The organism is Agrobacterium sp. fls2-241-TYG-188a (assembly GCF_030209845.1).
Genome location: NZ_JARVRD010000009.1, coordinates 172,756 through 198,888, shown reverse-complemented (window position 1 = coordinate 198,888; position 26,133 = coordinate 172,756). Strand labels below are relative to the sequence as shown.

Below are 26,133 nucleotides of genomic sequence, written 5' to 3'. Positions count from 1 at the left end.
CTGTGCTCATTTTGAGCGACATGTCCCCTCTGGACTTGACAGTAGAGAAGCATCAAACGTGCCAGTTGGATTGAGGCGCCGAAACACCATCTTTTCCAGGCCATGGAAAACAGAAAGGCTGCGATGACGCAGTCACCGAAGCCTAGATTTTAAGCGATATTTCCGCCTCGCACAAAAATGCGCCGCCCGATAGAGCTGGCGCATTCTTTGAGAGCTTAGATTTCTGCGCCCTGTCCGCCTTCAATCTCCCGTGCCCGCTCCTTTTTGTTGTAGCGGATGGAGGACCACAGGGAGAGACCGATGAGAGCCGCACCACCCAGACCGGTGATGACCTCTGGGATGTGGACAAGGCTCTGGACATACATGATGACCGAGAGAATGAGGATGGCGTAGAATGCGCCGTGCTCGAGATAGCGGTACTCGGCCAGAGTTCCCTTTTCGACCAGCATGATGGTCATCGAGCGCACATACATGGCACCGATGCCAAGACCAATGGCGATAATGAACAGGTTGGAGGTCAGCGCAAAGGCACCGATCACGCCATCGAAGGAGAAGCTGGCATCCAGCACTTCGAGATAGAGGAACGCGCCGAAGCCGCCCTTGGCTGCGCCTTCCAGCACCTGCTGGCTGCGGTCCAGAATGCCACCGAGAACTTCGACCAGAAGGAAGGTCAGCAGACCCCAGATGGCTGAGCTGAAGAAGAGCGTCGCAGCTTCGGGACCGAGGCTCGGATCATCGCTGTTGCTGATGATGCGCGAGAAGATCAGCATGACGACCAGAACAAAGGCGATCTCGATGCCCTTGATCGACGAATAGGTTGCGATCTTTTCCTCAAACCAGCGAACCCAGTGAACGTCCTTCTCATGGTCGAAGAAGAAGCTGAGGCCAACCATCATCAGGAAGGTTCCGCCAAAGGCCGCAATCGGCAAATGGGCGTCCTGCATGATCTGGGCGTAGCGCTCAGGCTCCGTCGCGGCCATGACCATGGCACTCCACGGACCGACATTGGCCGCGATGACGACGATGAGCAGCGGGAACACGATACGCATACCGAAAACTGCGATCAGAATGCCCCAGGTCAGGAAGCGATGCTGCCATTCCGGCGTCATTTCTTTCAGCTTGTTGGCATTGACGATGGCGTTATCGAAGGAAAGGGAGATTTCCAGAACCGCCAGAACGGCACAGATGAAGAAGATCGTTGCGGTGCCGCTGACCGTTCCCGTCATTTCCCAACCGAGCCAACCGCCCAGCAAAAGGCCGACGACGGTAACGATGAAGGCCCATTTGAAATAGGTGAGTGAGGATTTTGTTGTCGGTGTCATCACAGTGCCCCCGCGCTTGCTGGCCGAACGGGAAAACGTGGAGCAGGCATTGCGCAAAGCGCACGCATGGAATGCATGGTCAGATTATTCATGGGTTTAAATCCGCCGGCGTCATAAGCAGGCGGTACCGACATCGCGAGAGCGCCGTAAAACTCTCGCCAGAGGGGCCCGGCACCAAAGTTCAATCAAGGCCCGATGTCAGGGGCCATGTCAGGCTGTAGTCTCTCAAAGTTTTGATTTCGTCAAGTTTAAAGTTGTTTTTCGCGGCCAATTCAGATTAATCGCGGCTAATATAGCCGATAATGCAAATAAAAGTTGCATCTCCATCTTTGCGACCAAGATCGCGCCGCTTTAACCGGATGCTTCTTTCACCATGGGAAAATGGCAGCGGGACGAGCTAGACGACGTCCTCGAGCGGCGCGTTTGCGGCTGTTGCCAGCCTGCGTTTGAGCGCATTTTCCCGAAAGAAGATGTAAAGACCGGACAGAACGATGAGCCCCGCTCCGATGACAATGCTTGGCTGTGGAATATCGCCAAACATCAGCCAGCCAAAGACGACAGCCCAGAGCAGCAGCGTATATTGCAGCGGTGCAACCGTCGCTGCATCCGCCAGCTTGAGCGCCCTGTTGACGAGCATATGCGCAGCCATGGCGACGATACCGAGAAGGGCAAGCAGGGAGAGATCGAAGCCTGATTTCAACGGCACCCATCCGTCTGGCGTGACGGCAATTGCGACGATCCCGGCAAGGGCCGCACCGATGATCTGCCAGAACGCAAGCACGGTATCCGGCGTATTCCTCAGCTGACGGCCTGACAGCATCATGAATGCAAAGGCCGCGCTGCCCAGAATGGAAAAGAGAGCGGCTGGTGTGAGCGATGCCGAGCTTGGCTTGAGCGCGATGAGCACGCCAACAAAGCCGATGGCGATTGCCGTCCAGCGCCGCCAGCCGACTTTTTCACCGAGAAGGAATGGTGACAGTGCCGCAACATAGATCGGTGCGGCGAGCCAGTAGGTCATCACATCCGCCAGGGGCAACGCCTTGACGGCAAAGTAGAAGCAGAACAGCTCTGCTGTCGAGAACATCGCACGGGAAGCCTGCAGCATGGGGCGCTCGACGCGCAGGACACTGGATATGTTCGCACGCCAGAGAATGGGAACGAGAACGATGAGTGCAGCGGCGCTGCGGATCAGGATGACCTGCCCCAGACTATAGGTGGAGACCAGCCATTTGCCCATGGCATCATTCAACGCAAAAAGAAGCATACCGAGCAGCATGACAGCCACCCCAAGACCGGTGGGGGAAAGCTGGCGGATGAAATTGGGCATTATCTGCACTCCCTGGAGATTCCATGGATCGATGAGGCCCTTTTCCAAGTCAAGCCCTGGGGTGAGCAGATGTGTAATTTAGGGATATCTATTTTAACATGAGGTCTCTCATGGCCGCGAGAAAGCGTTTTGAAATGACGTCACGCTGCACGTGCCGCCCGTTACGCACAACCGGCCTGCCATTGATCCAGACGGTGTCAGGCTTTGCGAGACCGGCAAATATCCATCCATCCAGCACATCGTCACGGGTCAGATAGGGTGCTGCCGATGTGTCGAGCAACAGGAAATCTGCCGAAAGGCCCTCTGCGATGCCTGCCCTTGTTCCCAGAGATTGCGCGCCACCGACAATGGCGGCATCGAACAGGGCTCTGCCGGTCGATCCGCCCGCGGGCGCCAGCACGTTGCGCGCACGATCAGCCAGCCTTTGTGAATATTCTAGCTGCCGCAACTCATCGGCAACGCCGATCAGCACATTGCTGTCGGACCCTATGCCCAGCGCTCCACCGGCATCGATGAACTGGCGGGCGGGAAACGTACCGTCACCGAGATTGGCCTCGGTTACCGGGCAAAGTCCCGCCACCGCGCCGCTGCGGGCAAGGCCAACCGTTTCCTCCTGCGTCATGTGTGTGGCGTGGATCAGGCACCACCGGTCCGTCACATCCGCATTGTCCAGCAGCCATTCCACCGGTCGCTGGCCGGACCATGCAAGGCAATCCTCCACTTCCCTGACCTGTTCGGCGATGTGAATATGCAGAGGGGCCGAAGGTGCGAGCCGGGTGGCGAAGGCCAGTTCTTCCGGCGTTACCGCGCGCAGGCTGTGGGGAGCCACGCCAATGACGCCACCGGGCAGCGTCGAAACCACCCGGGTCGCAGCCTCGAAAAGCTGCGCAAAACTATCGGGACCATTGATGAAACGCCGCTGCCCTTCGACCGGTGCCAGCCCGCCAAAACCCGCATGGGCGTATAAAACGGGCAAGAGTGTCAGCCCAATTCCTGTGTGCGACGCCGCCGAGGCGATGCGCTCCGACATTTCGGCAATGTTGGCGTAATGCCCGCCGTCCCTGTCGTGGTGGAGATAGTGAAACTCGCCGACACGCCCGAAACCCGCCTCCAGCATTTCCATGTAGAGCTGCGCGGCGATCGCTTCCATCTGATCCGGCGTCATGGTCAGTGCGAAATGATACATGAGCTTGCGCCAGCTCCAGAAACTGTCGGCCGTCTCTCCTCGCCTTTCGACCAGACCTGCCATGGCGCGTTGAAATGCGTGGCTGTGGAGGTTGGGCATCGCAGGCACAAGAAGCTGTTGCCGGTCGTCACCAGCTTGCGCCGGGACACCGGTGGCGACCGAAGCGATCTTGCCATCGACAATTTCGAGCCTGACATTGTTCTGCCAACCCTCTGGCAACAAAGCGGTTTCGGCGTGGATCCACATTCGAGCACCTCAATTTCCTGATCATGGCACTTGCCTACGGGTCCATTATGTATATACATATTAAACCCAGGGGAAGGAAAATCTGGCATGACCGCAAACTTCAATTCAACCGTCGGCGGACAGGGAAACAGCATCTCGCTTTGGTACAATGCGAGGCTGGCGACCCTCGCCCCAACCCTGCCCGGCCTTGGAATTGTTGAAAACGGTATCATTGCCGTTCGTAATGGAAAAATAGCCTTTGCGGGGCTGCAGGAAGAGCTTCCTGGCGACCTTGCCATGGCTGGCGAGCGTTTCGATTGCGCTGGTCGCTGGATTACCCCCGCCCTCATCGATTGCCACACCCATCTGGTCTTCGGCGGTGATCGCGCCATGGAGTTCGAGATGCGGCTGAATGGCGCTGCTTACGAGGAGATCGCCAGGGCGGGCGGTGGTATTCTTTCCTCCGTGCGGTCCACCCGCAGCCTTTCCGAGCAAGAACTGACCGAACAAGCGCTGCGGCGTCTGGATACGCTTCTTGGCGAGGGCGTTTCGACGGTGGAAATCAAATCGGGCTATGGCCTCGATATCGAAACGGAACTCAAGATGCTGCGGGTGGCGCGTCGGTTGGCACAGCTGCGCCCCGTGCGGATCGTCACCAGCTATCTGGCGGCCCACGCCACCCCGCCCGAATACAAGGGCCGCAACAGAGATTACATCTCCGACATTGTCTTGCCCGGTATGGAGCGCGGCCATGCCGAGGGGCTGATCGATGCCGTCGACGGCTTTTGTGAAGGCATCGCATTTTCTGTCGAAGAGATGAAGCTTGTCTTTCAAAAGGCGAAGTCCCTGGGTCTGCCGGTCAAACTTCACGCCGAACAATTGTCCAATCTTGGCGGTGCAGAGCTTGCGGCGTCCTATTCCGCCCTTTCCAGCGATCATCTGGAGTATCTGGACGAGGCGGGGGCAGGCGCGCTGGCAAAGGCAGGCACGGTTGCGGTCCTTCTTCCCGGCGCATTTTATGCCTTGCGGGAAACACGCAAACCGCCGGTGCAGATGCTTCGCGACCTGCGCGTCGACATGGCGCTGGCGACCGATTGCAACCCCGGAACCTCGCCCCTGACATCACTTTTATTGACCATGAACATGGGCGCAACCCTGTTTGGTCTGACGGTCGACGAATGCCTGACGGGCACGACCCGAAACGCGGCGAAAGCTCTGGGCCTCTCGGCGCAAACCGGCACTTTGCAGACCGGAAAATCAGCTGACTTCACGATTTGGGACATCGAACGACCTGCCGAGCTTGTCTACCGCATCGGCTTTAATCCACTTCATGCGCATGTTTTCAAAGGACGGACCATCAAACCATGAGCATCATTCTTTACCCCGGCTCCGTAACGCTTGGCGATCTCGCTGACATCTACTGGAACAATGGCGCGGCAAGGCTTCATTCGTCCTTCGAGGCGGGCATTGAAAAGGCCGCCCGGCGTATTGCGGAGATCGCGGCTGGCAACGCCCCGGTCTACGGCATCAATACGGGCTTTGGAAAACTGGCATCGATCCGTATCGATGCTGCGGATGTGGCAACGCTCCAGCGCAACCTCATTCTTTCGCATTGCTGCGGCGTGGGCGCGGCATTGCCGGAAAATGTCGTTCGCCTGATCATGGCGCTGAAGCTGATCTCGCTCGGCCGTGGAGCCTCCGGCGTCCGGTTGGAACTCGTGCGGCTGATCGAGGACATGCTGGACAAGGGCGTGATCCCGTCCATCCCGGAAAAGGGATCGGTCGGCGCATCCGGCGATCTGGCACCGCTTGCGCATATGGCCGCCGTTATGATGGGTGAAGGCGAGGCATTTTACGGCGGCGCCTGCATGAGCGCCGCAGACGCGCTGGAGAAGGCGGGGCTCAAGCCTGTCGTCCTTGCGGCAAAGGAAGGTCTGGCGCTCATCAACGGCACGCAGACGTCCACTGCGCTGGCGCTGGCCGGGCTGTTTCGGGCACACCGGGCGGCACAGGCCGCGCTGGTGACAGGCGCTCTCTCCACCGATGCCGCGATGGGGTCTTCCGCGCCGTTCCACCCGGATATTCATGCGCTGCGCGGCCATAAGGGCCAGATCGACGCCGGAGCTGCGCTTCGCACCCTGCTGGAGGGCTCGGAAATTCGGGTCAGCCACATCGAGGGCGATGAGCGCGTGCAGGACCCCTATTGTATCCGGTGCCAGCCGCAGGTGGATGGCGCTTGCCTCGACCTTCTGCGACAGGTCGCGCGTACCCTGGAAATCGAAGCCAACGCGGTCACCGACAATCCGCTTGTTCTCTCCGACAATTCGGTTGTTTCCGGGGGCAACTTCCATGCCGAGCCGGTGGCCTTTGCCGCCGACCAGACGGCACTGGCGATCTGCGAAATCGGTGCCATCGCCCAGCGCCGTATCGCCCTGCTGGTCGATCCCGCTCTGTCCTACGGCCTGCCCGCGTTCCTGTCGAAAAAGCCGGGGCTCAATTCCGGCCTGATGATTGCCGAGGTGACGTCCGCAGCCCTGATGAGCGAGAACAAGCAGATGTCTCACCCGGCCTCGGTGGACTCGACGCCAACATCAGCAAACCAGGAAGACCATGTTTCCATGGCGTGCCATGGGGCGCGGCGGCTTTTGCCGATGACGGAAAACCTGTTTGCCATTCTCGGCATCGAAGCATTGTCTGCCGTTCAGGGCGTGGAATTGCGCGGACCGCTGAAGACCAGCCCGGAATTGCTCAAAGCCGTTGACGTGCTGCGCGGCGTCATTCCCTCGCTGGATGATGACCGTTACATGGCTCCCGATCTGAAGGCTGCATCGGAATTGATCGCATCCGGCTCGCTCGTTTCGGTCATTTCGGACGGCATTCTGCCCAAACTGGAGGGATGAGGATGCCGGTTTTCGAACTCCATCAGGGATCATCGCCGATTATTTTAGGGCTGCCGCACACCGGCACCGAAGTGCCAGCGGACATATGGGAGCGGCTGAACAGCAATGGCAGAACCCTTGCCGATACCGATTGGCACATTCACGACCTCTATGCCGGACTGCTGGACGACGCGACGACCGTTCGCGCCACGTTCCATCGTTATGTCATCGATGCGAACCGCGATCCTGCGGGTGTGAGCCTCTACCCCGGCCAGAATACGACCGGCCTTGTGCCTGAGACGGATTTCGATGGCAATCCGATCTGGAACAAGGGCGAGGAGCCGACCGATGCGGATATCGCAAAGCGGCTGCAACAGTTTCACGCGCCCTATCACGCAGCCCTTTCGGCTGAAATTGCGCGGGTGAAAGCCATCCACGGCATTGCCATTCTCTATGATTGCCACTCGATCCGCTCCCACATTCCGTTCCTGTTCGATGGCGCGCTGCCAGATTTCAACATCGGCACGGATATGGGCCGCACCTGCGACCCTGCCATCGAAACGATCGTCCGCGATGGTGCGGCAGAGGCGCAAGGCTACACCTCCGTGTTGAACGGCCGCTTCAAGGGTGGGTGGACGACACGCCATTATGGAAAGCCTGAAACCGGCGTTCACGCCATCCAGATGGAACTGGCCCAATCCACCCATCTCGCAACGGAAACGCCACCTTTCGCCTATGACGGCGACAAGGCGTCAAAGCTACGCATTCATCTCAAGGACATTCTGCAGCGCCTGGAAAAATTTGCGCTCGATGCCAAGGACAGGGGAGTAACAGCATGACCAACCCGCGCCACAATGAACGCGAGGTCCGTGCGCCACGCGGACCGGAGCTTAACGCCAAAAGCTGGATGACCGAAGCGCCGCTGCGCATGTTGATGAACAATCTCGACCCCGATGTGGCGGAGCGCCCGCATGAGCTGGTGGTCTATGGCGGTATCGGTCGCGCCGCACGCACCTGGGAGGATTTCGACAGGATTGTCGCCACCCTGAAGGACCTCAACGAGGATGAGACCTTGCTGGTGCAATCCGGCAAGCCCGTGGGCGTGTTTCGCACACACAAGGACGCGCCGCGCGTGCTGATCGCCAACTCCAACCTGGTTCCGCATTGGGCGACGTGGGAGCACTTCAACGAACTGGATAAGAAGGGGCTGGCCATGTACGGCCAGATGACCGCCGGTTCGTGGATCTACATCGGCACCCAGGGCATCGTGCAGGGCACCTACGAGACCTTCGTGGAGGCTGGACGCCAGCATTATGACGGCAACCTCAAGGGCAAATGGATCCTGACCGGCGGCCTTGGCGGCATGGGCGGGGCGCAACCTCTTGCTGCCGTCATGGCCGGCGCCTGCTGCCTTGCCGTGGAATGTGACGAAACCCGCATCGATTTTCGGCTGCGCACCCGCTATGTGGACGCAAAGGCGCATACGCTGGATGAGGCCCTTGAGCTGATCGACCAGTGGACGAAGGCAGGTGAAGCCAAGTCCGTCGGTCTTCTCGGAAATGCTGCCGAAATTTTCCCCGAGCTCGTCAGACGCGGCATTCGTCCTGATATCGTCACCGACCAGACCTCGGCGCATGATCCCGTTCACGGTTATCTGCCGATTGGCTGGACCGTTGGCGAATGGCGCGCAAAACAGGAGAGCGACCCGAAAGCCGTGGAGGCGGCGGCGCGCGCTTCCATGCGGCTGCAGGTCGAAGCCATGGTGGATTTCTGGAATGCCGGCGTTCCCACGCTCGATTATGGCAACAATATCCGCCAGGTTGCCAAGGAAGAAGGCATGGAAAACGCCTTCGCCTTTCCCGGCTTCGTTCCCGCCTATATTCGCCCGCTCTTTTGTCGCGGCATAGGCCCCTTCCGCTGGGCGGCTCTTTCGGGCGACCCTGAGGATATCTACAAGACGGACGCCAAGGTGAAGGAACTCACGCCCGGCAACACACACCTGCACAATTGGCTCGACATGGCGAGGGAGCGCATTGCCTTTCAGGGCCTGCCCGCCCGCATCTGCTGGGTTGGCCTTGGCGACCGCCATCGACTGGCGCTGGCGTTCAACGAGATGGTCAAAAGCGGGGAGTTGAAAGCGCCCGTCGTTATCGGTCGCGATCACCTCGATAGTGGCTCCGTGGCCTCGCCCAACCGCGAGACGGAAGCGATGAAGGATGGCTCCGACGCCGTGTCGGACTGGCCGCTGCTCAACGCACTCCTGAACACGGCCTCGGGTGCGACCTGGGTCTCCCTGCACCACGGCGGAGGCGTCGGCATGGGATTCTCGCAGCATTCGGGCGTTGTCATCTGCGCCGATGGCTCCGATGATGCAGCCCGCAGACTGGATCGTGTGCTGTGGAACGACCCGGCAACAGGCGTCATGCGCCATGCCGATGCCGGTTACGACATCGCGCTGGATTGTGCGAAGGAAAAGGGCCTGCGCCTGCCCGGCATTCTGGGCAACTGAGCGCCATGGCACTCTTCCGCGCAGGCGAACACAAGCGGATGCCGTGGAAGAACGGTGGCGGAGAGACGGTGGAGATCGCCGTTTTTCCTGCCGATGCATCGGTCGATAATTTCGACTGGCGCATCAGCATGGCGACGGTTGCCAGCGATGGGGCGTTTTCGATTTTCTCCGGGATAGATCGCACACTATCCATCCTGGATGGAAACGGCATGGGGCTGGAGGTTGATGGCAGAGCGGCCGTGCTGCTGACGCGTGAAAGCCAGCCGCTGACATTCGCGGCGGATGTGCCTGTGGAGGCAATGCTGGTCGATGGACCGATTACAGACCTGAACGTCATGACAAGGCGAGGACGTTTCAGTCACAGCGTAGAGCGCGTAACGGGTCGTTTCTGCGTCAGCAGGAATGCACCAAGCGACCGTGTTTTCGTGCTGGCAACGGGTGATGCTTTTGCCGTGTCGGCTTACCAGTCCTTTGCCTTGAAGGCACTGGATGCGATATCGATTGACGCAGCGACCGACGTTCAGGCGGATGACATCGTCTGCTATGTAATCCGTCTCACGCCGCAGGGCTGAAGATGGACCTTTCGCCTGCGACGATGTCCTGCAGAAATTGCGCCACGGTTCTGACGCGTGCCAACTGGCGGGCATTTTCATGAAAGGCGGTCCAGTAGGAGCGGTGGATTGAGATGCTCGGCAGAATCCGCATGAGGCCTCCATGGTTTCTGGCGATATAGTCATGGAGAATGCCGATGCCTGCGCCGGATCTCACGGCTTCCGTCTGTCCTATAGCGCTGGATATGGCAAAGCTTGCGCCCCAATCGCGCAGAATTTCACCGGTATAATTGAGCGACGGCGAAAAGATCAGATCTTCGACATAGCCGATCCGGCGATGGTCCTTGAGGTCTTCCACCGTCGTCGGCACGCCATAGCTGTCCAGATATGACGTCGATGCATAGAGGCCAAGCGAGTAGTCGGTGAGCTTCGAAAACACCAGCCTCCCCTGCTCTGGCCTCTCGATCGTAATTGCGATGTCCGCCTCTCTCTGCGACAGCGAGAAGGAGCGCGGCACCGGCACCAGCTCGATTGTCAGATCGGGATGAAGCGCTGTCAGCGCGCCGAGGCGTGGCGCCAGAAACGAGACGCCGAAACCATCGGGCGCGCCAATGCGCACGGTGCCCGTGATGGCGGCATCCCCGCGCCCGAGATCGGATTGCACGCTCAGCATTTCCGTTTCCATCCGTTCTGCGGAGGCCAGAAAGCGCGTGCCATCCTCCGTCAATGTGCAGCCGGTGGTGCTGCGCAAGAACAGCTGGCAGCCAAGCGTGTCCTCCAGCGCCGAAACCCTGCGGCTCAGCGTTGCGTGGTTGACGCCCATCTTTCTGGCGGCCGCCAGAAACTGACCGCTTCGGGCCACGTTCAAGAAAAAACGCACATCGTCCCAATTCATAGCGCAAGCCTTATGCCTATTTCTGCACAATGGATGATTATTGCAGGCCATTGATTTGCGCAATTCAAAGCGCAAAACTGTGACCATCATTTTATGGAGGAAAGACCCGTGAAGCAGATCGGCCATTTCATTGACGGCAAGCAGGTGGCAGGCACCAGCGGCCGCACGTCCAACGTCTACAATCCGGCTACCGGCGAAGTGCAGGCCACGCTGTCATTGGCAAGCGATGCGGAAATTCTCGCCGCCGTCGAAAGTGCGAAAAACGCACAGCCAAAATGGGCGGCCACCAATCCACAGCGTCGCGCCCGTGTGTTCTTCAAATTTGTCGAATTGCTGAACCAGAACATGGACGAGCTTGCCACGCTGCTTTCGAGCGAACATGGCAAGACGGTGGAAGATTCCAAGGGCGACATCATCCGTGGTCTAGAGGTCTGCGAATTCGTATGCGGCATTCCGCATTTGCAGAAGGGTGAGTTCACCGAAGGTGCTGGCCCATCCATCGACATGTATTCGCTGCGCCAGCCTGTGGGCATCGGCGCTGGCATCACGCCTTTCAACTTCCCCGGCATGATACCCATGTGGATGTTTGCCCCGGCCATTGCCTGCGGCAACGCCTTTATCCTGAAGCCTTCGGAGCGCGATCCGTCTTTGCCTATCCGCCTTGCGGAACTGATGATGGAAGCTGGCCTTCCAGCCGGTATCCTCAATGTCATCAATGGCGACAAGAGCGCGGTTGACGGCTTGCTGACCAACCCTGACATCGGTGCAATATCCTTTGTCGGATCGACCCCAATCGCACGATATGTTTATGGCACGGCAGCCATGAACGGCAAGCGCGCCCAGTGCTTCGGTGGTGCGAAGAACCACATGATCATCATGCCGGATGCCGATCTCGACCAGGCTGTCAGCGCCTTGATGGGTGCGGGCTACGGTTCTGCCGGTGAGCGTTGCATGGCTGTGTCGGTAGCCGTTCCCGTTGGCGAGGAAACCGCAAACCGCCTCGTCGAAAAGCTCATTCCGCAGATCGAGGCGCTGAAGATCGGCCCTTACACCGATGACAAAGCCGATATGGGCCCGCTGGTGACGAAGGAAGCACAGATCCGCGTCAAGGGACTGATCGACAGTGGCGTCGAACAGGGCGCAAAGCTTCTGGTCGATGGTCGCGATTTCAGGCTTCAGGGCTATGAAGACGGATATTTCGTCGGCGGCTGCCTGTTCGACCATGTCACGACCGACATGGACATCTACAAGCAGGAAATCTTCGGACCGGTTCTGTCCGTCGTTCGCGCCAAGAACTACGAGGACGCGCTTGAGCTGCCGATGAAGCATGAATATGGCAACGGCGTTGCGATCTTTACCCGTGATGGCGATGCGGCCCGCGACTTTGCCAGCCGCGTCAATGTCGGCATGATCGGCATCAACGTTCCGATCCCGGTTCCCTTGGCCTACCACTCCTTCGGCGGCTGGAAGGCTTCGAGCTTCGGCGATCTCAACCAGCACGGCACCGACTCGATCAAGTTCTGGACGAAGACCAAGACGGTCACGGCCCGCTGGCCCTCCGGCATCAAGAGCGGCGCAGAATTCGTCATGCCGACGATGAAGTAGTTCCGATGTAATCGTTTCATTTGTCTTACAAGAAAGGCGATCTTTTAAGGTCGCCTTTTTTTGTTATCAGGACTTAATTCGTATTTTCATAATTCCTTTCTATCGCTTCATTTTCTCAGAAAGGATTATTTCAATGGCTAAAACAGTTATGATGAAAAACAATGAAAATGGCGTCCTGAGAAAGGGCTTCTACGGTTTTTCATGGACATACTTATTCTTCGGCTGGTTCGTTCCACTCATCAGGGGCGAACTGGGAGTTGCCGTGCTGCATTTTTTTCTGGCGATCTTCAGCTGTGGGATCGCGCAACTGATTTTCTGCTTCCTCTACAACAAGCAATTTACGCAGCGACTGCTGGAAAAGGGTTATCGCTTCGCTGATCGGCCTGAGGTGAACTCGGCAGCAGCCGTGGCAATTGGGGTTGATCTTTCCGTCAATGCCGTTCCGGCTTGAAAAAGCAGAAACGCCGCTTGAGGGCGGCGTTTCTGACGGACGCTGATAACAAGCAGTCCGATAGACTTCGAAATTTGATTACTTGGTGCCGTACATGCGGTCGCCCGCATCACCCAGGCCGGGCATGATATAGCCCTGCTCATTGAGGTGGCTGTCGATAGCGGCGGTGTAGATTGGAACATCCGGGTGGGCTTCGCGGAAGTTCTTGATACCTTCCGGGGCCGCCAGCAGGCAGAGGAAGCGCATGTTCTTTGCGCCGCGTTCCTTCAGCTTCTCGACAGCGGCGATGGACGAATTGCCGGTTGCCAGCATCGGATCGACAACGATGATCAGGCGGGCATCGAGATTTTCCGGTGCCTTGAAGTAATATTCAACCGCTTCCAGCGTGTCGTGATCGCGATAGACGCCGATATGCGAGACGCGAGCGGAGGGAACGAGTTCGAGCATTCCTTCCAGAAGGCCGTTGCCAGCGCGAAGGATGGAAGCGAAGACAAGCTTCTTGCCTTCCAGAACCGGCGCTTCGATGGTCTGCATCGGCGTTTCGATGGTTTCCATCGTCATTTCCAGATCGCGCGTGACCTCGTAGCACAAAAGCGTGGAAATTTCGCGCAGCAGGCGGCGAAAGCCCGCCGTGGAAGTTTCCTTCTTGCGCATGATGGTAAGTTTGTGCCGCACGAGCGGATGATCGATAACGGTGACGCCGTCCATGAAAACTGGCCTTTTCTCTGATCTATGATGTTTTCTGTATTTCACCGAATGAGGGGATTTCGCAAGACCGGAAGCGCATTTTGCCCTGCCTTCGCTTGATCGATGCTCAGGCGGTTGCGTGCGCATCCAGCTTCGCCAGAAGTCGCGCCTGCGTTTCCTCGTCCACGAACGCAGCCTCCAGCGAGGTGCGGGTCATGGCATCGATCTCCGCATCGCTGAAACCGAAGGCATGTCGGGAAATCTCATATTCCTGCGCCAGCGAGGTGTGGAAAAACGGCGGGTCGTCGGAGCTGATGCAGACGCGCACGCCCGCATCGCGAAGACGCTTCAAGGGGTGGCTTTCGAAATCCGGGTAGACGTCAAGCGCGATGTTGGAGCCGGGACAGACTTCCAGCACCGTGCCGAGTTCCACCAGCCGCGCCACCAATGCATCGTCTTCGATGGCTCGCACGCCGTGGCCGATCCGCTGCGGTTTGATAAGATCGAGCGCATCCGCCACGCTGAACGCGCCGCAGACTTCGCCCGCATGAATGGTCAGCCCCAGCCCGGCATCGCGGGCGATATCGAAGGCGCGGGCATAATCCGCCACCCGGCCCATCCGCTCTTCACCCGCCATGTTGAAGCCCGTTATCAGCGGATGTTTGACGCGCGCCGCATATTCCGCAGCGGCAATCACGCTGTCCGGGCCGAAATGGCGCTCGCCGGTAACGATGATGCGCGCCTCGATACCGGTCTTTTCCTTTGCCGCCGCAATGCCTGCAGCGATGCCGGAGAGATAGGCATCCGCGCCCAGGCCAATCCGGTCGCCGTGATCGGGCGAAATGATGAGTTCGCTGTAGATGGTGTTCTCACCGGCCAGTTCGGTCAGATAGGTCTCGGTCAGAAGCGCATAATCTTCCTCGGTCTTGAAGACTTGCGCCACGGCATCATAACAGCGGATGAATTCGGCAAAATCGGTCCAGATATAGGCGCCATCGCGCAGGAAGCTGCTGCTGTCGATGCCGTATTTCCGGGCCTGCATTGCCACCAGCGCGGGCGGGGCGGCACCTTCCAGATGGCAGTGGATTTCTGCTTTCAACAAATGCGACGTCACATGAAACTCCTGCCGTGGCGGCCGGTTGGTATGCTGAGGTGGGAAGCGATGCTTTCGCCGATATCGGCGAAGCTCGAGCGTATCCCGATATTGCGTTCACGAATGCCGGGGCCGAAGGCCATGATCGGCACGCGCTCTCGCGTATGGTCCGTGCCGCGCCATGTCGGGTCGCAGCCATGGTCGGCGGTCAGAATGGCGATATCGCCCGGATGCATCTTGCGGTGAATTTCCGGCAGGCGGGCGTCGAATGCCTCGAGTGCTGCGGCGTAACCTGCCACATCGCGGCGGTGGCCATAGATCATGTCGAAATCGACAAAATTGGTGAAGACGAGATCGCCGTTTTCGGCCTCTTCCATCGCCTGCAATGTCGCATCCATAAGCGCCTCGTTGCCATTGGCCTTGATGACGCGGGAAACGCCCTGATGCGCATAGATATCGCCGATCTTGCCGATGGCGAGAACCTTGCGGTCCATTTCCACCAGACGGTCGAGCAGGGTTGGCTCCGGCGGCAGAACGGAAAAATCGCGGCGATTGCCGGTGCGCTCAAACGTGGCAACGGTTTCGCCGGTAAAGGGACGGGCAATGACGCGGCCGATATTCAGGGGATCGACCAGTTTGCGCACCGTCTGGCAAAAAGCGATCAGACGCTCCAGCCCGAAATGCTGCTCATGCGCGGCAATCTGAAACACCGAGTCCGAGGACGTGTAGCAGATTGGCTTGCCGGTACGGATGTGCTCAGCACCGAAGCGGGCGATAATTTCGGTCCCGGATGCATGGCAATTGCCGAGAATGCCGGGAACCTCGCCCTGTTCGCAGATGGCCTCGACCAGTTCGGGCGAGAAGGCGTCACCTTCCGTCGGGAAATAGCCCCAGTCGAACCGCACCGGTGTCCCTGCAATTTCCCAATGGCCCGACGGAGTGTCCTTGCCCTTGGAAACCTCGTTGGCGCAGCCGTGAATGCCATAGATGCGTTCCGGCGGCTCCATTCCCGCTGGCGCCTCTCCGCTGGAGAGATGGGCGATATTCAAGAGCCCGAGCGCCGACATGTTCGGCAGCTTCAGGGGGCCGGAGCGCAGGCCTGCGCGATCGGCAGCACCGGCAGCACAGAACTCCGCGATATGCCCAAGCGTGTTGGAACCGAGATCACCATATTGCTCGGCATCCGGCGCGCCACCCACGCCGAAGGAATCAAGAACGAGAAGAAAGGCCCGTGCCATATGTCACCACAAAAAGCGCGGCGCAGAGGGCCGCGATAACAAACGAGTGATATAATCACCGCAGGAGAAAAGGTGAAACGCTTTCTTTAAGCACTCTCTTGTGCGTCGGACGCCGGATCACCGGCTCTGCCTGCCTTCGGCGTATTGAGATTACGCGTGACGTACCAGCCCGCAGCAACGACCATGCCTGCCAGAATATACCAGGTGATGGCGTAGGACAGGTGATTGTTGGGGAAGGTCAGCATGGTCTTGCCGCCGATGGGAAGCCCGCCCGGATTGGGCGTCGCATCCGCATCGACATAAAACGGCGCTGCATTTTCAATCTGCCTGATCTGGGCAATCTGGGCGATGTTGCGCGAATACCAGCGATTGTTCTGCGGATCGTTGGTGCGCAGGAATAGCCCGCCGGTCTCAGGCGCGCGCATCAAACCAACAACATCGACACGGCCTTCGACCTCGCCTTGCGGACGCGAGGCAGGCTCGCGCTTGTCGGTCGGCACGAAGCCACGGTTGACGATGACGGAGGAACCATCATCCCGTTGCAGCGGCGTCAGCACCCAGTAGCCGGGGCCGAGATCGGAGACCGTATAGACCTGCACCTCGTCGCGATGGCGGAATGTGCCGGACAGGTGAACGCGGCGATATTCGTATTGCGATGGGTCGGTCATGGCAGGCCATTCGCTGGCCGCAGGCACCTCCACGGGGGCGGCATGGGCACGCTCCTCGACATTGGCAATCAGGTCCCGCTTCCATGCCAGCCGGTTGACCTGCCATGTGCCGAGCGCCAAGAGGCAAGCGGTCAGCACAACGGTCATGAGGATGACGACGATGGCCGCAGGGCGGATGCCCCTGCGCGGCGTGTTTTCACTTTGAATGGTCATTCGAGCTTTCCCGCTCAACAGAAAACCCCATGAATCCGCTCTCCGATTCATGGGGTTTTGTGTCTCTCGGAGAAGAGCGGCCCGCTTTTTGCGCGGGCCGCCAGAAGGTTGCAGCGATGCCGGTTACGGCATGTTGCGCATCTGCTCCATGGTCATGGTCGGCATCATGTTCTTGTTCATGTTGTACATGACCCAGAGCGAACCGACGAGCGTGATCATGACGACGACCAGCGTGAACAGCAGCGACATGAAGGTCCAGCCTCCCTGCGACTTGGTGTTCATGTGCAGGAAGTAGATCATGTGCACGAAAACCTGGATGACGCCGAAGATCATGATGACGATCACGGTTGTCGTGCGGTTTTCGATGACATCACCCATGACCAGCCAGAAGGGTATTGCCGTCAGGATGACCGAGAGAATGAAGCCGATCATGTAGCTCTTGAAGGAGCCGTGATCCTCACCGCTGTCGTGGTGGTGATCATGACCGTGATCATGCGCGTGGCTATGGTCGTGTGCGTTCGAACCCATCACAGAACTCCAACCAGATAGACAAAGGAAAAGACGCCGATCCAGATCACGTCGAGGAAGTGCCAGAACATGGACAGGCAGGTCAGGCGACGCATGTTTTCAGGATGCAGGCCGAACTTCTTGACCTGCACCATCAGCGTCACCAGCCAGATGACGCCGAAGGTGACGTGCAGACCGTGCGTGCCGACCAGCGCGAAGAAGGCCGACAGGAAGGCGGAGCGCTGCGGCGTTGCACCCTCGTGGATCAGGTGGGAGAACTCGTAAAGTTCAAGCCCGAGGAAGGCGAGGCCAAACAGGCCGGTAATGGCCAGCCACACCAGCGTCGTGTTGACGTTCTTCTTGGCTGCCTCCAGCATGGCAAAGCCATAGGTGATGGAGGACAGAAGCAGGAAGGCCGTGTTGATCGCCACCAGCTTGAGATCGAACAGATCCGCGCCGGAAGGACCGGCCGCATAGCTGCGGCCGACGACGGCATAGGTTGCAAAGAGCGTTGCGAAGATAAGGCAGTCGCTCATCAGGTACAGCCAGAAACCGATGGATGTACCGTTTTCCGGATGGTGGTCTTCCTTCAGGTAGAAGACCGGCTTTTCTGCGCCATCGGCGCTCTGGGCAGGTGCTTGAGACATTCTGTTACGCCTGAGTTGCCAGCAGCTTCGTACGTTCTGCTTCGACTTCCGTCACATCCGAAACCGGGATGTAATAGTCGCGATTGTAGTTAAAGGTGTGGGCGATGGAGACCGCGATGATCGCAACCATCGAGACGATTGCCAGCCACCAGATGTGCCACACCAGTGCGAAGCCGAGCACGACGCTGATCGCGCTGATGATCACGCCAGTGCCGGTGTTTTTCGGCATGTGGATGGGGATGAAGCCATCGACCGGGCGTTCTGCACCGTGCTTCTTCATATGCGCCCAGGCATCGATTTCATGCACGACCGGCGTGAAAGCGAAGTTGTAGGCAGGCGGCGGTGAAGAGGTGGACCATTCCAGTGTACGACCGCCATAGGGATCGCCGGTGACATCACGCAACTCTTCACGGCGCAGGAAGCTGACGATGAGCTGGATGATGAAGGAGGCGATGCCGAGTGCGATGAGGAATGCACCGAAGGCAGCGACGATGAACCAGATCTGCAACGAGGTGTCTTCGAACTGGCTGAGGCGGCGGGTCACACCCATCAGGCCGAGAACATAGAGCGGCATGAAGGCGAAGTAGAAGCCGACGAACCAGAACCAGAAGGACAGCTTGCCCCAGAATGGATCCAGACGATAGCCGAAGGCCTTCGGGAACCAGTAGGCAATACCGGCCAGAACACCAAAGACCACGCCGCCGATGATCGTGTTGTGGAAGTGGGCGATCAGGAACAGCGAGTTGTGCAGCACGAAGTCCGCTGGAGGCACGGCGAGAAGAACGCCGGTCATGCCGCCGATGACGAAGGTGATCATGAAGCCGATGGCCCACAGCATGGGAACGTCGAACTTGATGCGGCCCTTGTACATGGTGAAGAGCCAGTTGAAGATCTTCGCGCCCGTGGGGATCGAGATGATCATCGTGGTGATGCCGAAGAAGGCATTGACGCTGGCGCCCGAGCCCATGGTGAAGAAGTGGTGCAGCCACACGACATAGGCGAGAATGGTGATGACCACCGTCGCATACACCATCGAGGCATAGCCGAAGAGGCGCTTGTTGGAAAAGGTCGAAACGATTTCCGAGAAAATGCCGAAGGCAGGCAGCACGAGGATATAGACTTCAGGGTGACCCCAGATCCAGATGAGGTTGACATACATCATCGGATTTCCACCAAGGTCATTGGTGAAGAAGTTTGTGCCGACGTAGCGATCGAGCGTCAGAAGTGCGAGCGTTCCGGTCAGGATCGGGAAGGAGGCCACGATCAGGATGTTGGAACACAGCGAGGTCCACACGAAGATCGGCAGGCGCATCATGGTCATGCCCGGTGCGCGCATCTTGATGATGGTGACGATGAGGTTGATACCCGACAGCGTCGTTCCCACACCGGCGATCTGCAATCCCCAGATATAGTAGTCGACACCCACACTCGGGCTGCCCTGAATGCCCGACAGTGGCGGATAGGCCAGCCAGCCCGTCTGCGCATATTCACCGATGAACAGCGAGATCATGGTGATGATGGCACCGGCAGTCGTCATCCAGAACGAGAAGTTGTTGAGGAACGGGAACGACACGTCACGTGCGCCGATCTGCAACGGAATGATGTAGTTCATCAGGCCGGTGATCATCGGCATCGCCATGAAGAAGATCATGATCACGCCGTGGGCGGTGAAGATCTGGTCATAGTGGTGCGGGTTGAGATAGCCTTCCGAACCGCCGGATGCGATGGCCTGCTGAAGACGCATCATGATGGCGTCGGCAAAGCCGCGCATCAGCATCACGAGGGCGAGAATGATGTACATGATACCGATCTTCTTGTGATCGATACTGGTGAACCATTCCTTCCAGAGATAGCCCCAGAGCCGGAAATAGGTGATCGCACCCAGAAGTGCGGCCCCACCAAGGGCCACGACCGCAAAGGTCACGATCAGGATTGGCTCATGGAGGGGAATTGACTCCCACGTCAGCTTCCCGAAAAGGAACGACGTTTGATCGGTATTGACGACCATTTTAGCCTCTTGCGATTTTCTGGAGCGCAGCCGTCCAACGGGACGACAACAATCACTCCACATCATTGAATTTACGCACCGGACGATCCGACGCTCAGGGCTGCGCGAGTGCCGCGCACGCCCCCATGCAATTCACCTGGTCAGCCAGCGCTTTTGCTGGCGGGCTGCAGTTGCGCTTTCGTGTCAGCAGGCAGAGCAGCCGGCTGGAATGTCTGGCCTTCGATCGCTGCTGGCAGAGACTGCGGACCGGACGCCACGCCGTAAGGCGAAAGAGGCGTGCAGACGACCGAGTTCAGCGCCTTGGCAACATCGATACCTTCCTTGCCGCCGCCGCCATTGGCGTCGATATGCATCATGTCACGCATGCACAGCTTGTTGGGTTCGACGCAGCGGTTGAGGATTGCGTCGTAAAGCTCCGGATCGACATTGGCGAAATACTGCACCGGCTCACGCTCGCTCGGCTTGGCAAACTCCAGATATTCCATGCGGCCGAAGCCCTTGCCGCCTTCTTTGGCCTTGGCAACCCACTGGTCAAAGCCTTCCTGGCTCAAGCCATGAAACTTGAAGCGCATGTGCGAAAAGCCGGGACCGGAGAAGTTTGCCGAAAAGCCGTCATAGACGCCCGGCTTGTTGATGACCGCGTGGAGCTTGGTCTGCATGCCACCCATGGCATAGATCTGCCCCGCAAGCGCCGGAACGAAGAACGAGTTCATCGCCGTCGTGCCGGTGATCTTGAAGTTGATCGGCACGTCGACCGGTGCTGCAAACTCATTGACGCTGCCAATGCCCAGCTCCGGATAGAAGAACAGCCACTTCCAGTCCATGGCGACGACTTCGACCGTGATCGGCTTCATGTCGGCTGTCACCTGACGGTCTTCGTCGATACGCTCGATCGGGCGATAAGGATCCAGACGGTGTGTCGAAATCCATGTCACCGTGCCAAGCATGAGGATGATCGCCACCGGAGCGGACCAGATGACCATTTCCAGACGCGTGGAATGGTGCCACTCGGGATCGTAATCCTCGGCCTTGGCAGACTCTCTGTACTTCCAGGCGAAGAACAGAGTGAGCGCCAGAACCGGAACGATGATCAGCAGCATCAGGACCGTGGAGGTGATGATGAGATCTCGCTGCTGGACTGCAATGTCTCCGGATGGATTCATCACAACGAGGTCACAGCCGCTCAGGAGCAGCATGGACGAAATAGCCACGAGGGCTGGGGGTAATTTCATAAGCGTGCGCACGTTTTGGGACTCGTACTGTTTTGGGTATTGTGGCGTATACTTAGCAAACGTCATAAAAGACATGAGGTAGTTTGTCGCGGTGCAACATAAGTTTCTGACCGCGCTCATCGCGGCTACCAGAAATCGGCCTTTATGCAGAAGTCGCTGCATTATCTCACAGGATGCCCTTTGGGCAACCCTTGGCGACAAACTTCATTTGACGAGGTGAAACCCGTGTGTGACAATCCGCCGCAGTGATGTGAACGGATGAGGAGCCGTGCGCGTTACTGACATGGCAAGACCATACGCAGGAGGGAATTTCATGAGTTATGTCGACACGGCCTCATCTTACAAAGACGGAAATCAGATAAACGGCCAAGCCAAAGCGCCTGTCGCTGTCGATCCGGACCGCATCACGATTGCGGTCATCCTGGCAAGAATGACTGAGTTTTTTGACTTCTTCGTCTATGCCATCGCCTCGGCACTTGTTTTCCCTCACGTCTTCTTCTCTTTCGTCGATCCGCTTACCGCGACCCTCTATTCCTTTGCGGTATTCTCGCTTGCCTTCATCGCCCGCCCGATTGGCTCGCTCATATTCCTCCAGATAGACCGGAAGTTTGGTCGCGGCGTGAAACTCACGGCTGCCCTGTTTACGCTGTGCGGCTCCACCATGGCCATCAGCTTCCTGCCGTCTTACGCCGAATCCGGAATGATCGCGCCCATCCTGCTGGCCGTGTTCCGCATAGGCCAGGGTATTGGTCTCGGTGGCGCATGGGATGGCCTCGTGTCGCTTCTGGCCATGAACGCGCCGGAAAGACAGCGCGGTTGGTATGCGATGATGCCGCAGCTTGGTGCCGCCATGGGCTTTGGCCTTGCCAGTGCCTTCTTCATCATCTTCACGACGCAGCTTTCCAATCCGGAATTCCTCGCCTGGGGCTGGCGCTTCCCATTCTTCGTGGCTTTGGCTCTCAACGTGCTCGCCCTGTTTGCCCGCCTGCGCATGATCGTCACGCCCGAGTTCCAGACCATGCTGCAACAGCATGAGCTTGAGCCCAAGCCCATGTTCCAGATGCTGCGCAACCAGTCCCGCGTTGTCTTGACCGGCGCCTTCGTGCCGCTTGCGAGCTTCGCGCTGTTTCACCTTGTGACCGTATTTCCCTTGAGCTGGGTTTCGCTCAACACCAGCCAGAGAGTGTCCGACTTCCTGTTCGTCCAGTTCGTCAGTGCCATTATCGCTGGCGGCATGATCGTCGTTTCCGGCGTACTGTCCGACAAGATCGGTCGCCGCAAGCTGATCGGCATCGCGGCAGCCCTGATTGCCATCTTCAGCTTTGCAGCGCCCGTTCTGCTGGCCTCGGGTGACATCGGACGATATCTCTTCGTGCTGATCGGCTTTGCCCTGCTCGGCCTGTCCTTCGGTCAATCGGGTGGTGCGCTGGCGTCCCGTTTCAGCCGTGAATATCGCTACACGGGTGCATCCCTGACGTCGGATATTTCCTGGCTGATTGGTGCGGGCTTTGCACCACTCGTGGCCCTTGGCTTCTCGTCCAAGTTCGGCCTCTTCGCAGTCGGTATCTATCTTCTGTCTGGCGCCGTCTGCACCATCGTCGCGCTGTATTTCAGCCGCACGCTGGACATGCCGTCCGAGTGAATTTCGGCAATCAACACCGCAGAGTGACGACCACTCTGCGGTGTTCTATTATTCGAAAAGAATATCGAGACTGAAATGGCTGTCAGCAATCGCCACAGGTGATGGGGTCAGCTTCGCGCTTGGCGAAATAATAGTCCCGGCTGATGGTTATCGGCGTTATCGTCGATGACAGCGAGGACATGAACATCAGCAGGGAATGAGGGATCGTCAATTCGGAGTGAATGATGAAGCCGTTCGCCTGCTTGAAGTTATTGGGAATGTTGACAATCGTACCTTCATTGTAGGCCGGCTTTCCGCTCTGTTCCCACGACCAGGCGATCCTGGCGACCTTGTTCGCGTCGATCTGGATACCGCTGATCTTCAACGTCATCCCGGTGGTCTGGTAGGGGGCGAAAACAGCCGATGCCACGTCCGTCATGGTGGCGAGATAGGCCTTGTTGACCGTCTGCGGCTGCGAAACCAGATCGGCTATCGCTCCGGCTGCGCGCGTTGCCCGCTTATAGACGCTGAAGCCGATCGTCAGCTCAAAGGCCGTGATATAAAGCGAAAGCAGGATCGGGAAGATGATTGCGAATTCAACCGCGCCCAACCCCTGACGATCACCTTTGAGCCTCTTCAGCGTTCGGCCAAGCGCGCTCAACATCTTTTTTGACCGTGTCATCATCTGTCGGCGCTCACTGATAGGCTTCATTGCGGAAGGCGTCCGTTGCAACGATCAGAAAGTGGGATGGCATCGACCCGTCCAGCGGGCGGATTTTCGTCAGATAGGGACGAACCAGATCCGTGATGACCGGCCAGCGATAATAGACCCGCAGCATGTTGATGGATGACGGACCTCCTGGCGAAAAGCCGAAAGCCGACGTATCGAGATCGAAATACTGTCCGTTTGGAACGAGCGCGATGTTTTTTGGTATATCCGCAAAAGCGTTGAACCGCCTCAGATCGATATACAGCTTCTGCGGTGTTCTGATTTCATCGGCCGAGCAGGTGATGAGAATGGAAACTTCGGCGCAGAACTGTTTTCTGAACTCTTCGCGCGTGATGGTGTTGGAAATCTGTCCGGTGCGCAGCTTGCGTGCCAGCGTATCTGTCGCGTTGGTCACCAGCTGCTCGCCCACCAGCGCCAGAAAGGTCTCGATGATGGCGAAGACAACGAGAAAATAGGGAATTGCCAGAATGGCAAACTCTATCGCTGCCGCCCCCTCGCGCGAAGCCGCGAAGCGCCGGGCAAGTCTGGCTTTCGAAACAAGTAATCGCATCGAGCTTTTTCAATCTTCATGACAGGAAAGCATTTCTGCCCGAAAGCGTTTATGCGAGACAAAGCATATGACGGCTTCGTTTACATTTTCTTGCACGAAAACATCGCATTGCTTCGATGAAACGATTTCCAGACGACCAGATCCCTCAGGACGTCATATCAATATCCTCTGGAAATAATATAAATATTGCCTATTGCGTGGAATTACGGGATATTTGCGCGCGAAAATTAACGTCGAGGTCGCGGAAACACGCCTCAATATTGCCTGGAGTGATGGGTGGCCAGCTTGAACGAAAACATCGAAGGCAGCACGAAAGAACAGTCATCGATCGGCCGCGCGGGCGGTTCGCTCGTCACCCAGACCGCCGACGCCTTGCGCCAGGCAATCCTTTCGGGCGAATACAAACAGGGTGATAAGCTGCCAAGCGAAGCAGGCCTGACCGAGATGTACAAGGTCAGCCGCACCGTCGTACGTGAGGCTGTGGCGGCGTTGCGTGCCGACAAGCTGGTGGAAGCCCGACACGGAGCGGGAATATTCGTGCTGGCCCTTCCCGCGCAGCAGGCGCAACCTTTTCAGGATGTGGACCACGACCGCATTTCATCCATCATCGAGCTGCTGGAGCTGCGCGCCGCTGTCGAAACGGAAGCGGCGGAACTGGCTGCCATTCGCAGATCCCCTGCTCAGGAGGAAGCGATCATGCGCTGTCTTTCCGTCGTTCAGGACTGTATCGAGAAGGGACAACCAACCGCAGAGGCCGACTTCAAGCTTCACCTCGCCATTGCCGATGCTACCAACAATCCGCGTTTTCGCGAATTCCTTGAAGTGATGGGGCAAAACGTCATTCCGCGTGCGGCACTTCGGGCATCGCAATCGGAAAAATCTGCGGCGGCCTATCTCAACCAGCTGCAGAATGAACATGAGACGATCGTCAATGCCATCTCCGATGGCGATTCCTCGGCAGCGCGCGAAGCGATGCGACAGCACCTCAAGGGCAGCCAGCAGCGGTACCGGGCAATGCTGCGGCACGTAGAGCGCTAGGCCGCGGCGAGAGCGGCAAGAATCGACACTCCCCTATCCCCACCCAGTCGTGCCGAAGGAGCGGAGACGTCATGACAATCATCAGAACATTCGAAGGCAGGCAACCGGGTACCGCTCTACCGAAAAGTACGATCGATACGCAGATGCACATGTATCTGCCGGAGTTTCCCGGACAAGAGGGCGGGCCTCCCCTGCCCGAGGATGCACCCGGTCCCGACGAATACCGCCGGCTGATGCAATGGCTTGGCATTGGACGTGTCGTCATTACCCAGGGCAACGCCCATCAGCGCGACAATGGCAACCTGGTTGCCTGTCTTCGCGCCATGGGGCCCGCGGCAAAAGGCGTGGCCGTCATTACCCGCCAGACCTCTCCGGACCAGTTGCAGGAGCTTGCCGAAGCTGGCGTGGTGGGCGCGCGCATCATGGACCTTCCGGGCGGTGCCGTCGATCTTTCACATCTGGAAGAGGTGGACGATATGGCAAGCCAGCTTGGCTGGTGTATCGCGATCCAGTTCGATGGGTCGCGGCTGCTTGAACACGAACAGCGCCTTTCCGGCCTCAAGAGCCGCTGGATTTTCGATCATCACGGAAAATTCTTTGCGGGCGTTACGCCTGATAGCCCGCAAATCGACGCACTGAAGCGACTGATCGATCGCGGCCGCTGCTGGTTCAAATTCGCAGGCTGCTATGAATCCAGCCGGTCCGGCGGCCCCGATTTCGAGGATATCGCCGCTGTTGCACGGGCGATGGCCGCGCACGCGCCCGAACGCATCATCTGGGGCACGAACTGGCCGCATAACAACGCAAAAACGACGGCGGACTACCCAGACGATGCAGCACTTCTCGACACGGTGTTGTCCTGGTTGCCATCCGAGGAGGCGCGCTACAAAGCGCTCGTCACGAATCCGGAAGAGCTCTTTGGCTTTGCGCCAGCCAACCGGTGACACGAAA

The 26,133-nt window shown here is 58.3% G+C and carries 24 protein-coding genes; 10 read left to right on the top strand and 14 right to left on the bottom strand.

Annotation, left to right across the window (positions count from 1 at the left end; translation table 11 throughout):
- Positions 1–215: 215 nt before the first annotated feature.
- The 3 genes from QRN85_RS22755 to QRN85_RS22745 form a co-directional block, all read right to left on the bottom strand.
- A complete protein-coding gene (locus QRN85_RS22755; RefSeq protein ID WP_284760217.1) occupies positions 216–1,322 on the bottom strand; it encodes a DUF475 domain-containing protein in 1,107 nt (368 codons plus the stop codon).
- Between the two features lie 397 nt (positions 1,323–1,719).
- Complete coding sequence (locus QRN85_RS22750) at positions 1,720–2,649, bottom strand: DMT family transporter (RefSeq protein ID WP_113092136.1); 930 nt, start codon at positions 2,647–2,649, stop codon at positions 1,720–1,722.
- 88 nt (positions 2,650–2,737) lie between these two features.
- Positions 2,738–4,081, bottom strand: a complete 1,344-nt coding sequence (locus tag QRN85_RS22745; protein WP_284760216.1) for a formimidoylglutamate deiminase — start codon at positions 4,079–4,081, stop codon at positions 2,738–2,740.
- Positions 4,082–4,168: 87 nt separating this feature from the next.
- Between QRN85_RS22745 and hutI the strand changes: the two genes are divergently transcribed.
- The 5 genes from hutI to QRN85_RS22720 are packed head-to-tail and all read left to right on the top strand — an operon-like array spanning position 4,169 to position 10,020.
- A complete protein-coding gene (gene hutI / locus QRN85_RS22740) occupies positions 4,169–5,428 on the top strand; it encodes an imidazolonepropionase (RefSeq protein WP_284760214.1) in 1,260 nt (419 codons plus the stop codon).
- Positions 5,425–6,960 (top strand): histidine ammonia-lyase, encoded by a 1,536-nt coding sequence (hutH, locus tag QRN85_RS22735; RefSeq protein WP_284760212.1) that lies wholly within the window; start codon positions 5,425–5,427, stop codon positions 6,958–6,960. Before hutI ends, hutH begins: the two co-directional genes overlap by 4 nt.
- Positions 6,961–6,962: 2 nt before the next feature.
- Positions 6,963–7,778 carry an N-formylglutamate deformylase gene (gene hutG, locus QRN85_RS22730; protein ID WP_284760211.1) on the top strand — a complete coding sequence of 272 codons (816 nt, stop codon included), beginning with the start codon at positions 6,963–6,965 and terminating at the stop codon, positions 7,776–7,778.
- Positions 7,775–9,448, top strand: coding sequence for a urocanate hydratase (gene hutU, locus QRN85_RS22725; RefSeq protein WP_113098470.1), 1,674 nt, complete (start codon positions 7,775–7,777; stop codon positions 9,446–9,448). Before hutG ends, hutU begins: the two co-directional genes overlap by 4 nt.
- 5 nt (positions 9,449–9,453) lie before the next feature.
- The gene (locus tag QRN85_RS22720; RefSeq protein WP_284760210.1) at positions 9,454–10,020 is read left to right on the top strand and encodes a HutD/Ves family protein; all 567 of its coding nucleotides are present in this window, start codon (positions 9,454–9,456) and stop codon (positions 10,018–10,020) included.
- On the opposite strand, the gene QRN85_RS22715 is transcribed toward QRN85_RS22720, so the two are convergent.
- On the bottom strand, positions 10,004–10,894 hold the full coding sequence (locus tag QRN85_RS22715) for a LysR family transcriptional regulator (RefSeq protein ID WP_284760208.1): 891 nt from the start codon (positions 10,892–10,894) through the stop codon (positions 10,004–10,006). The two genes, QRN85_RS22720 and QRN85_RS22715, sit on opposite strands and share 17 nt — an antisense overlap.
- A gap of 108 nt (positions 10,895–11,002) precedes the next feature.
- On the opposite strand from QRN85_RS22715, the gene QRN85_RS22710 reads away from it, so the two are divergent.
- Positions 11,003–12,499, top strand: coding sequence for a CoA-acylating methylmalonate-semialdehyde dehydrogenase (locus tag QRN85_RS22710; protein ID WP_284760206.1), 1,497 nt, complete (start codon positions 11,003–11,005; stop codon positions 12,497–12,499).
- 133 nt (positions 12,500–12,632) lie between these two features.
- A complete protein-coding gene (locus tag QRN85_RS22705; protein WP_062587505.1) occupies positions 12,633–12,950 on the top strand; it encodes a hypothetical protein in 318 nt (105 codons plus the stop codon).
- A gap of 78 nt (positions 12,951–13,028) precedes the next feature.
- Here the strand turns inward: QRN85_RS22705 and upp are convergent, their stop codons facing one another.
- The 8 genes from upp to cyoA form a co-directional block, all read right to left on the bottom strand.
- The gene (gene upp, locus QRN85_RS22700) at positions 13,029–13,658 is read right to left on the bottom strand and encodes a uracil phosphoribosyltransferase (RefSeq protein WP_062587503.1); all 630 of its coding nucleotides are present in this window, start codon (positions 13,656–13,658) and stop codon (positions 13,029–13,031) included.
- Positions 13,659–13,764: 106 nt separating this feature from the next.
- On the bottom strand, positions 13,765–14,751 hold the full coding sequence (locus tag QRN85_RS22695; RefSeq protein ID WP_284760204.1) for an adenosine deaminase: 987 nt from the start codon (positions 14,749–14,751) through the stop codon (positions 13,765–13,767).
- Positions 14,748–15,968, bottom strand: a complete 1,221-nt coding sequence (locus QRN85_RS22690; RefSeq protein ID WP_284760202.1) for a phosphopentomutase — start codon at positions 15,966–15,968, stop codon at positions 14,748–14,750. The genes QRN85_RS22695 and QRN85_RS22690 overlap by 4 nt, the downstream gene beginning before the upstream one ends.
- A gap of 86 nt (positions 15,969–16,054) precedes the next feature.
- Positions 16,055–16,849 (bottom strand): SURF1 family protein, encoded by a 795-nt coding sequence (locus tag QRN85_RS22685; protein ID WP_284760201.1) that lies wholly within the window; start codon positions 16,847–16,849, stop codon positions 16,055–16,057.
- A gap of 123 nt (positions 16,850–16,972) precedes the next feature.
- The gene (gene cyoD, locus QRN85_RS22680; RefSeq protein WP_062587494.1) at positions 16,973–17,377 is read right to left on the bottom strand and encodes a cytochrome o ubiquinol oxidase subunit IV; all 405 of its coding nucleotides are present in this window, start codon (positions 17,375–17,377) and stop codon (positions 16,973–16,975) included.
- Positions 17,377–18,003: a cytochrome o ubiquinol oxidase subunit III gene (gene cyoC / locus QRN85_RS22675; RefSeq protein WP_062587492.1), complete on the bottom strand. Its 627-nt coding sequence runs from the start codon at positions 18,001–18,003 to the stop codon at positions 17,377–17,379. The genes cyoD and cyoC overlap by 1 nt, the downstream gene beginning before the upstream one ends.
- A 4-nt stretch (positions 18,004–18,007) precedes the next feature.
- Positions 18,008–20,011 carry a cytochrome o ubiquinol oxidase subunit I gene (gene cyoB, locus QRN85_RS22670; RefSeq protein WP_112963325.1) on the bottom strand — a complete coding sequence of 668 codons (2,004 nt, stop codon included), beginning with the start codon at positions 20,009–20,011 and terminating at the stop codon, positions 18,008–18,010.
- A 140-nt stretch (positions 20,012–20,151) separates the two neighbouring features.
- Entirely contained in the window at positions 20,152–21,243 is a 1,092-nt protein-coding gene (cyoA, locus tag QRN85_RS22665; RefSeq protein ID WP_062587489.1) for a ubiquinol oxidase subunit II, read from the bottom strand.
- 313 nt (positions 21,244–21,556) lie between these two features.
- Here cyoA and QRN85_RS22660 point away from each other — a divergent pair, with 313 nt between their 5' ends.
- The gene (locus QRN85_RS22660) at positions 21,557–22,885 is read left to right on the top strand and encodes an MFS transporter (protein WP_062587487.1); all 1,329 of its coding nucleotides are present in this window, start codon (positions 21,557–21,559) and stop codon (positions 22,883–22,885) included.
- Between the two features lie 82 nt (positions 22,886–22,967).
- Here the strand turns inward: QRN85_RS22660 and QRN85_RS22655 are convergent, their stop codons facing one another.
- On the bottom strand, positions 22,968–23,576 hold the full coding sequence (locus tag QRN85_RS22655) for a TadE/TadG family type IV pilus assembly protein (RefSeq protein ID WP_284760197.1): 609 nt from the start codon (positions 23,574–23,576) through the stop codon (positions 22,968–22,970).
- Positions 23,560–24,144, bottom strand: a complete 585-nt coding sequence (locus QRN85_RS22650) for a TadE/TadG family type IV pilus assembly protein (RefSeq protein WP_284760196.1) — start codon at positions 24,142–24,144, stop codon at positions 23,560–23,562. The genes QRN85_RS22655 and QRN85_RS22650 overlap by 17 nt, the downstream gene beginning before the upstream one ends.
- A gap of 276 nt (positions 24,145–24,420) precedes the next feature.
- On the opposite strand from QRN85_RS22650, the gene QRN85_RS22645 reads away from it, so the two are divergent.
- Both QRN85_RS22645 and QRN85_RS22640 read left to right on the top strand, forming a co-directional pair.
- Positions 24,421–25,182 carry a FadR/GntR family transcriptional regulator gene (locus QRN85_RS22645; protein WP_502870824.1) on the top strand — a complete coding sequence of 254 codons (762 nt, stop codon included), beginning with the start codon at positions 24,421–24,423 and terminating at the stop codon, positions 25,180–25,182.
- A gap of 71 nt (positions 25,183–25,253) precedes the next feature.
- Positions 25,254–26,126, top strand: coding sequence for an amidohydrolase family protein (locus tag QRN85_RS22640; RefSeq protein ID WP_284760195.1), 873 nt, complete (start codon positions 25,254–25,256; stop codon positions 26,124–26,126).
- Positions 26,127–26,133: the final 7 nt, after the last annotated feature.

Excerpts from the sequence above, each read along its gene's own strand:
- QRN85_RS22755 (WP_284760217.1), bottom strand. The coding sequence starts at position 1,322 with ATGACACCGACAACAAAATCCTCACTCACCTATTTCAAATGGGCCTTC.
- QRN85_RS22750 (WP_113092136.1), bottom strand. The coding sequence starts at position 2,649 with ATGCCCAATTTCATCCGCCAGCTTTCCCCCACCGGTCTTGGGGTGGCT.
- QRN85_RS22745 (WP_284760216.1), bottom strand. The coding sequence starts at position 4,081 with ATGTGGATCCACGCCGAAACCGCTTTGTTGCCAGAGGGTTGGCAGAAC.
- hutI (WP_284760214.1), top strand. The coding sequence starts at position 4,169 with ATGACCGCAAACTTCAATTCAACCGTCGGCGGACAGGGAAACAGCATC.
- hutH (WP_284760212.1), top strand. The coding sequence starts at position 5,425 with ATGAGCATCATTCTTTACCCCGGCTCCGTAACGCTTGGCGATCTCGCT.
- hutG (WP_284760211.1), top strand. The coding sequence starts at position 6,963 with ATGCCGGTTTTCGAACTCCATCAGGGATCATCGCCGATTATTTTAGGG.
- hutU (WP_113098470.1), top strand. The coding sequence starts at position 7,775 with ATGACCAACCCGCGCCACAATGAACGCGAGGTCCGTGCGCCACGCGGA.
- QRN85_RS22720 (WP_284760210.1), top strand. The coding sequence starts at position 9,454 with ATGGCACTCTTCCGCGCAGGCGAACACAAGCGGATGCCGTGGAAGAAC.
- QRN85_RS22715 (WP_284760208.1), bottom strand. The coding sequence starts at position 10,894 with ATGAATTGGGACGATGTGCGTTTTTTCTTGAACGTGGCCCGAAGCGGT.
- QRN85_RS22705 (WP_062587505.1), top strand. The coding sequence starts at position 12,633 with ATGGCTAAAACAGTTATGATGAAAAACAATGAAAATGGCGTCCTGAGA.
- upp (WP_062587503.1), bottom strand. The coding sequence starts at position 13,658 with ATGGACGGCGTCACCGTTATCGATCATCCGCTCGTGCGGCACAAACTT.
- QRN85_RS22690 (WP_284760202.1), bottom strand. The coding sequence starts at position 15,968 with ATGGCACGGGCCTTTCTTCTCGTTCTTGATTCCTTCGGCGTGGGTGGC.
- QRN85_RS22685 (WP_284760201.1), bottom strand. The coding sequence starts at position 16,849 with ATGACCATTCAAAGTGAAAACACGCCGCGCAGGGGCATCCGCCCTGCG.
- cyoD (WP_062587494.1), bottom strand. The coding sequence starts at position 17,377 with ATGGGTTCGAACGCACACGACCATAGCCACGCGCATGATCACGGTCAT.
- cyoC (WP_062587492.1), bottom strand. The coding sequence starts at position 18,003 with ATGTCTCAAGCACCTGCCCAGAGCGCCGATGGCGCAGAAAAGCCGGTC.
- cyoB (WP_112963325.1), bottom strand. The coding sequence starts at position 20,011 with ATGGTCGTCAATACCGATCAAACGTCGTTCCTTTTCGGGAAGCTGACG.
- cyoA (WP_062587489.1), bottom strand. The coding sequence starts at position 21,243 with ATGAAATTACCCCCAGCCCTCGTGGCTATTTCGTCCATGCTGCTCCTG.
- QRN85_RS22660 (WP_062587487.1), top strand. The coding sequence starts at position 21,557 with ATGAGTTATGTCGACACGGCCTCATCTTACAAAGACGGAAATCAGATA.
- QRN85_RS22655 (WP_284760197.1), bottom strand. The coding sequence starts at position 23,576 with ATGAAGCCTATCAGTGAGCGCCGACAGATGATGACACGGTCAAAAAAG.
- QRN85_RS22650 (WP_284760196.1), bottom strand. The coding sequence starts at position 24,144 with ATGCGATTACTTGTTTCGAAAGCCAGACTTGCCCGGCGCTTCGCGGCT.
- QRN85_RS22640 (WP_284760195.1), top strand. The coding sequence starts at position 25,254 with ATGACAATCATCAGAACATTCGAAGGCAGGCAACCGGGTACCGCTCTA.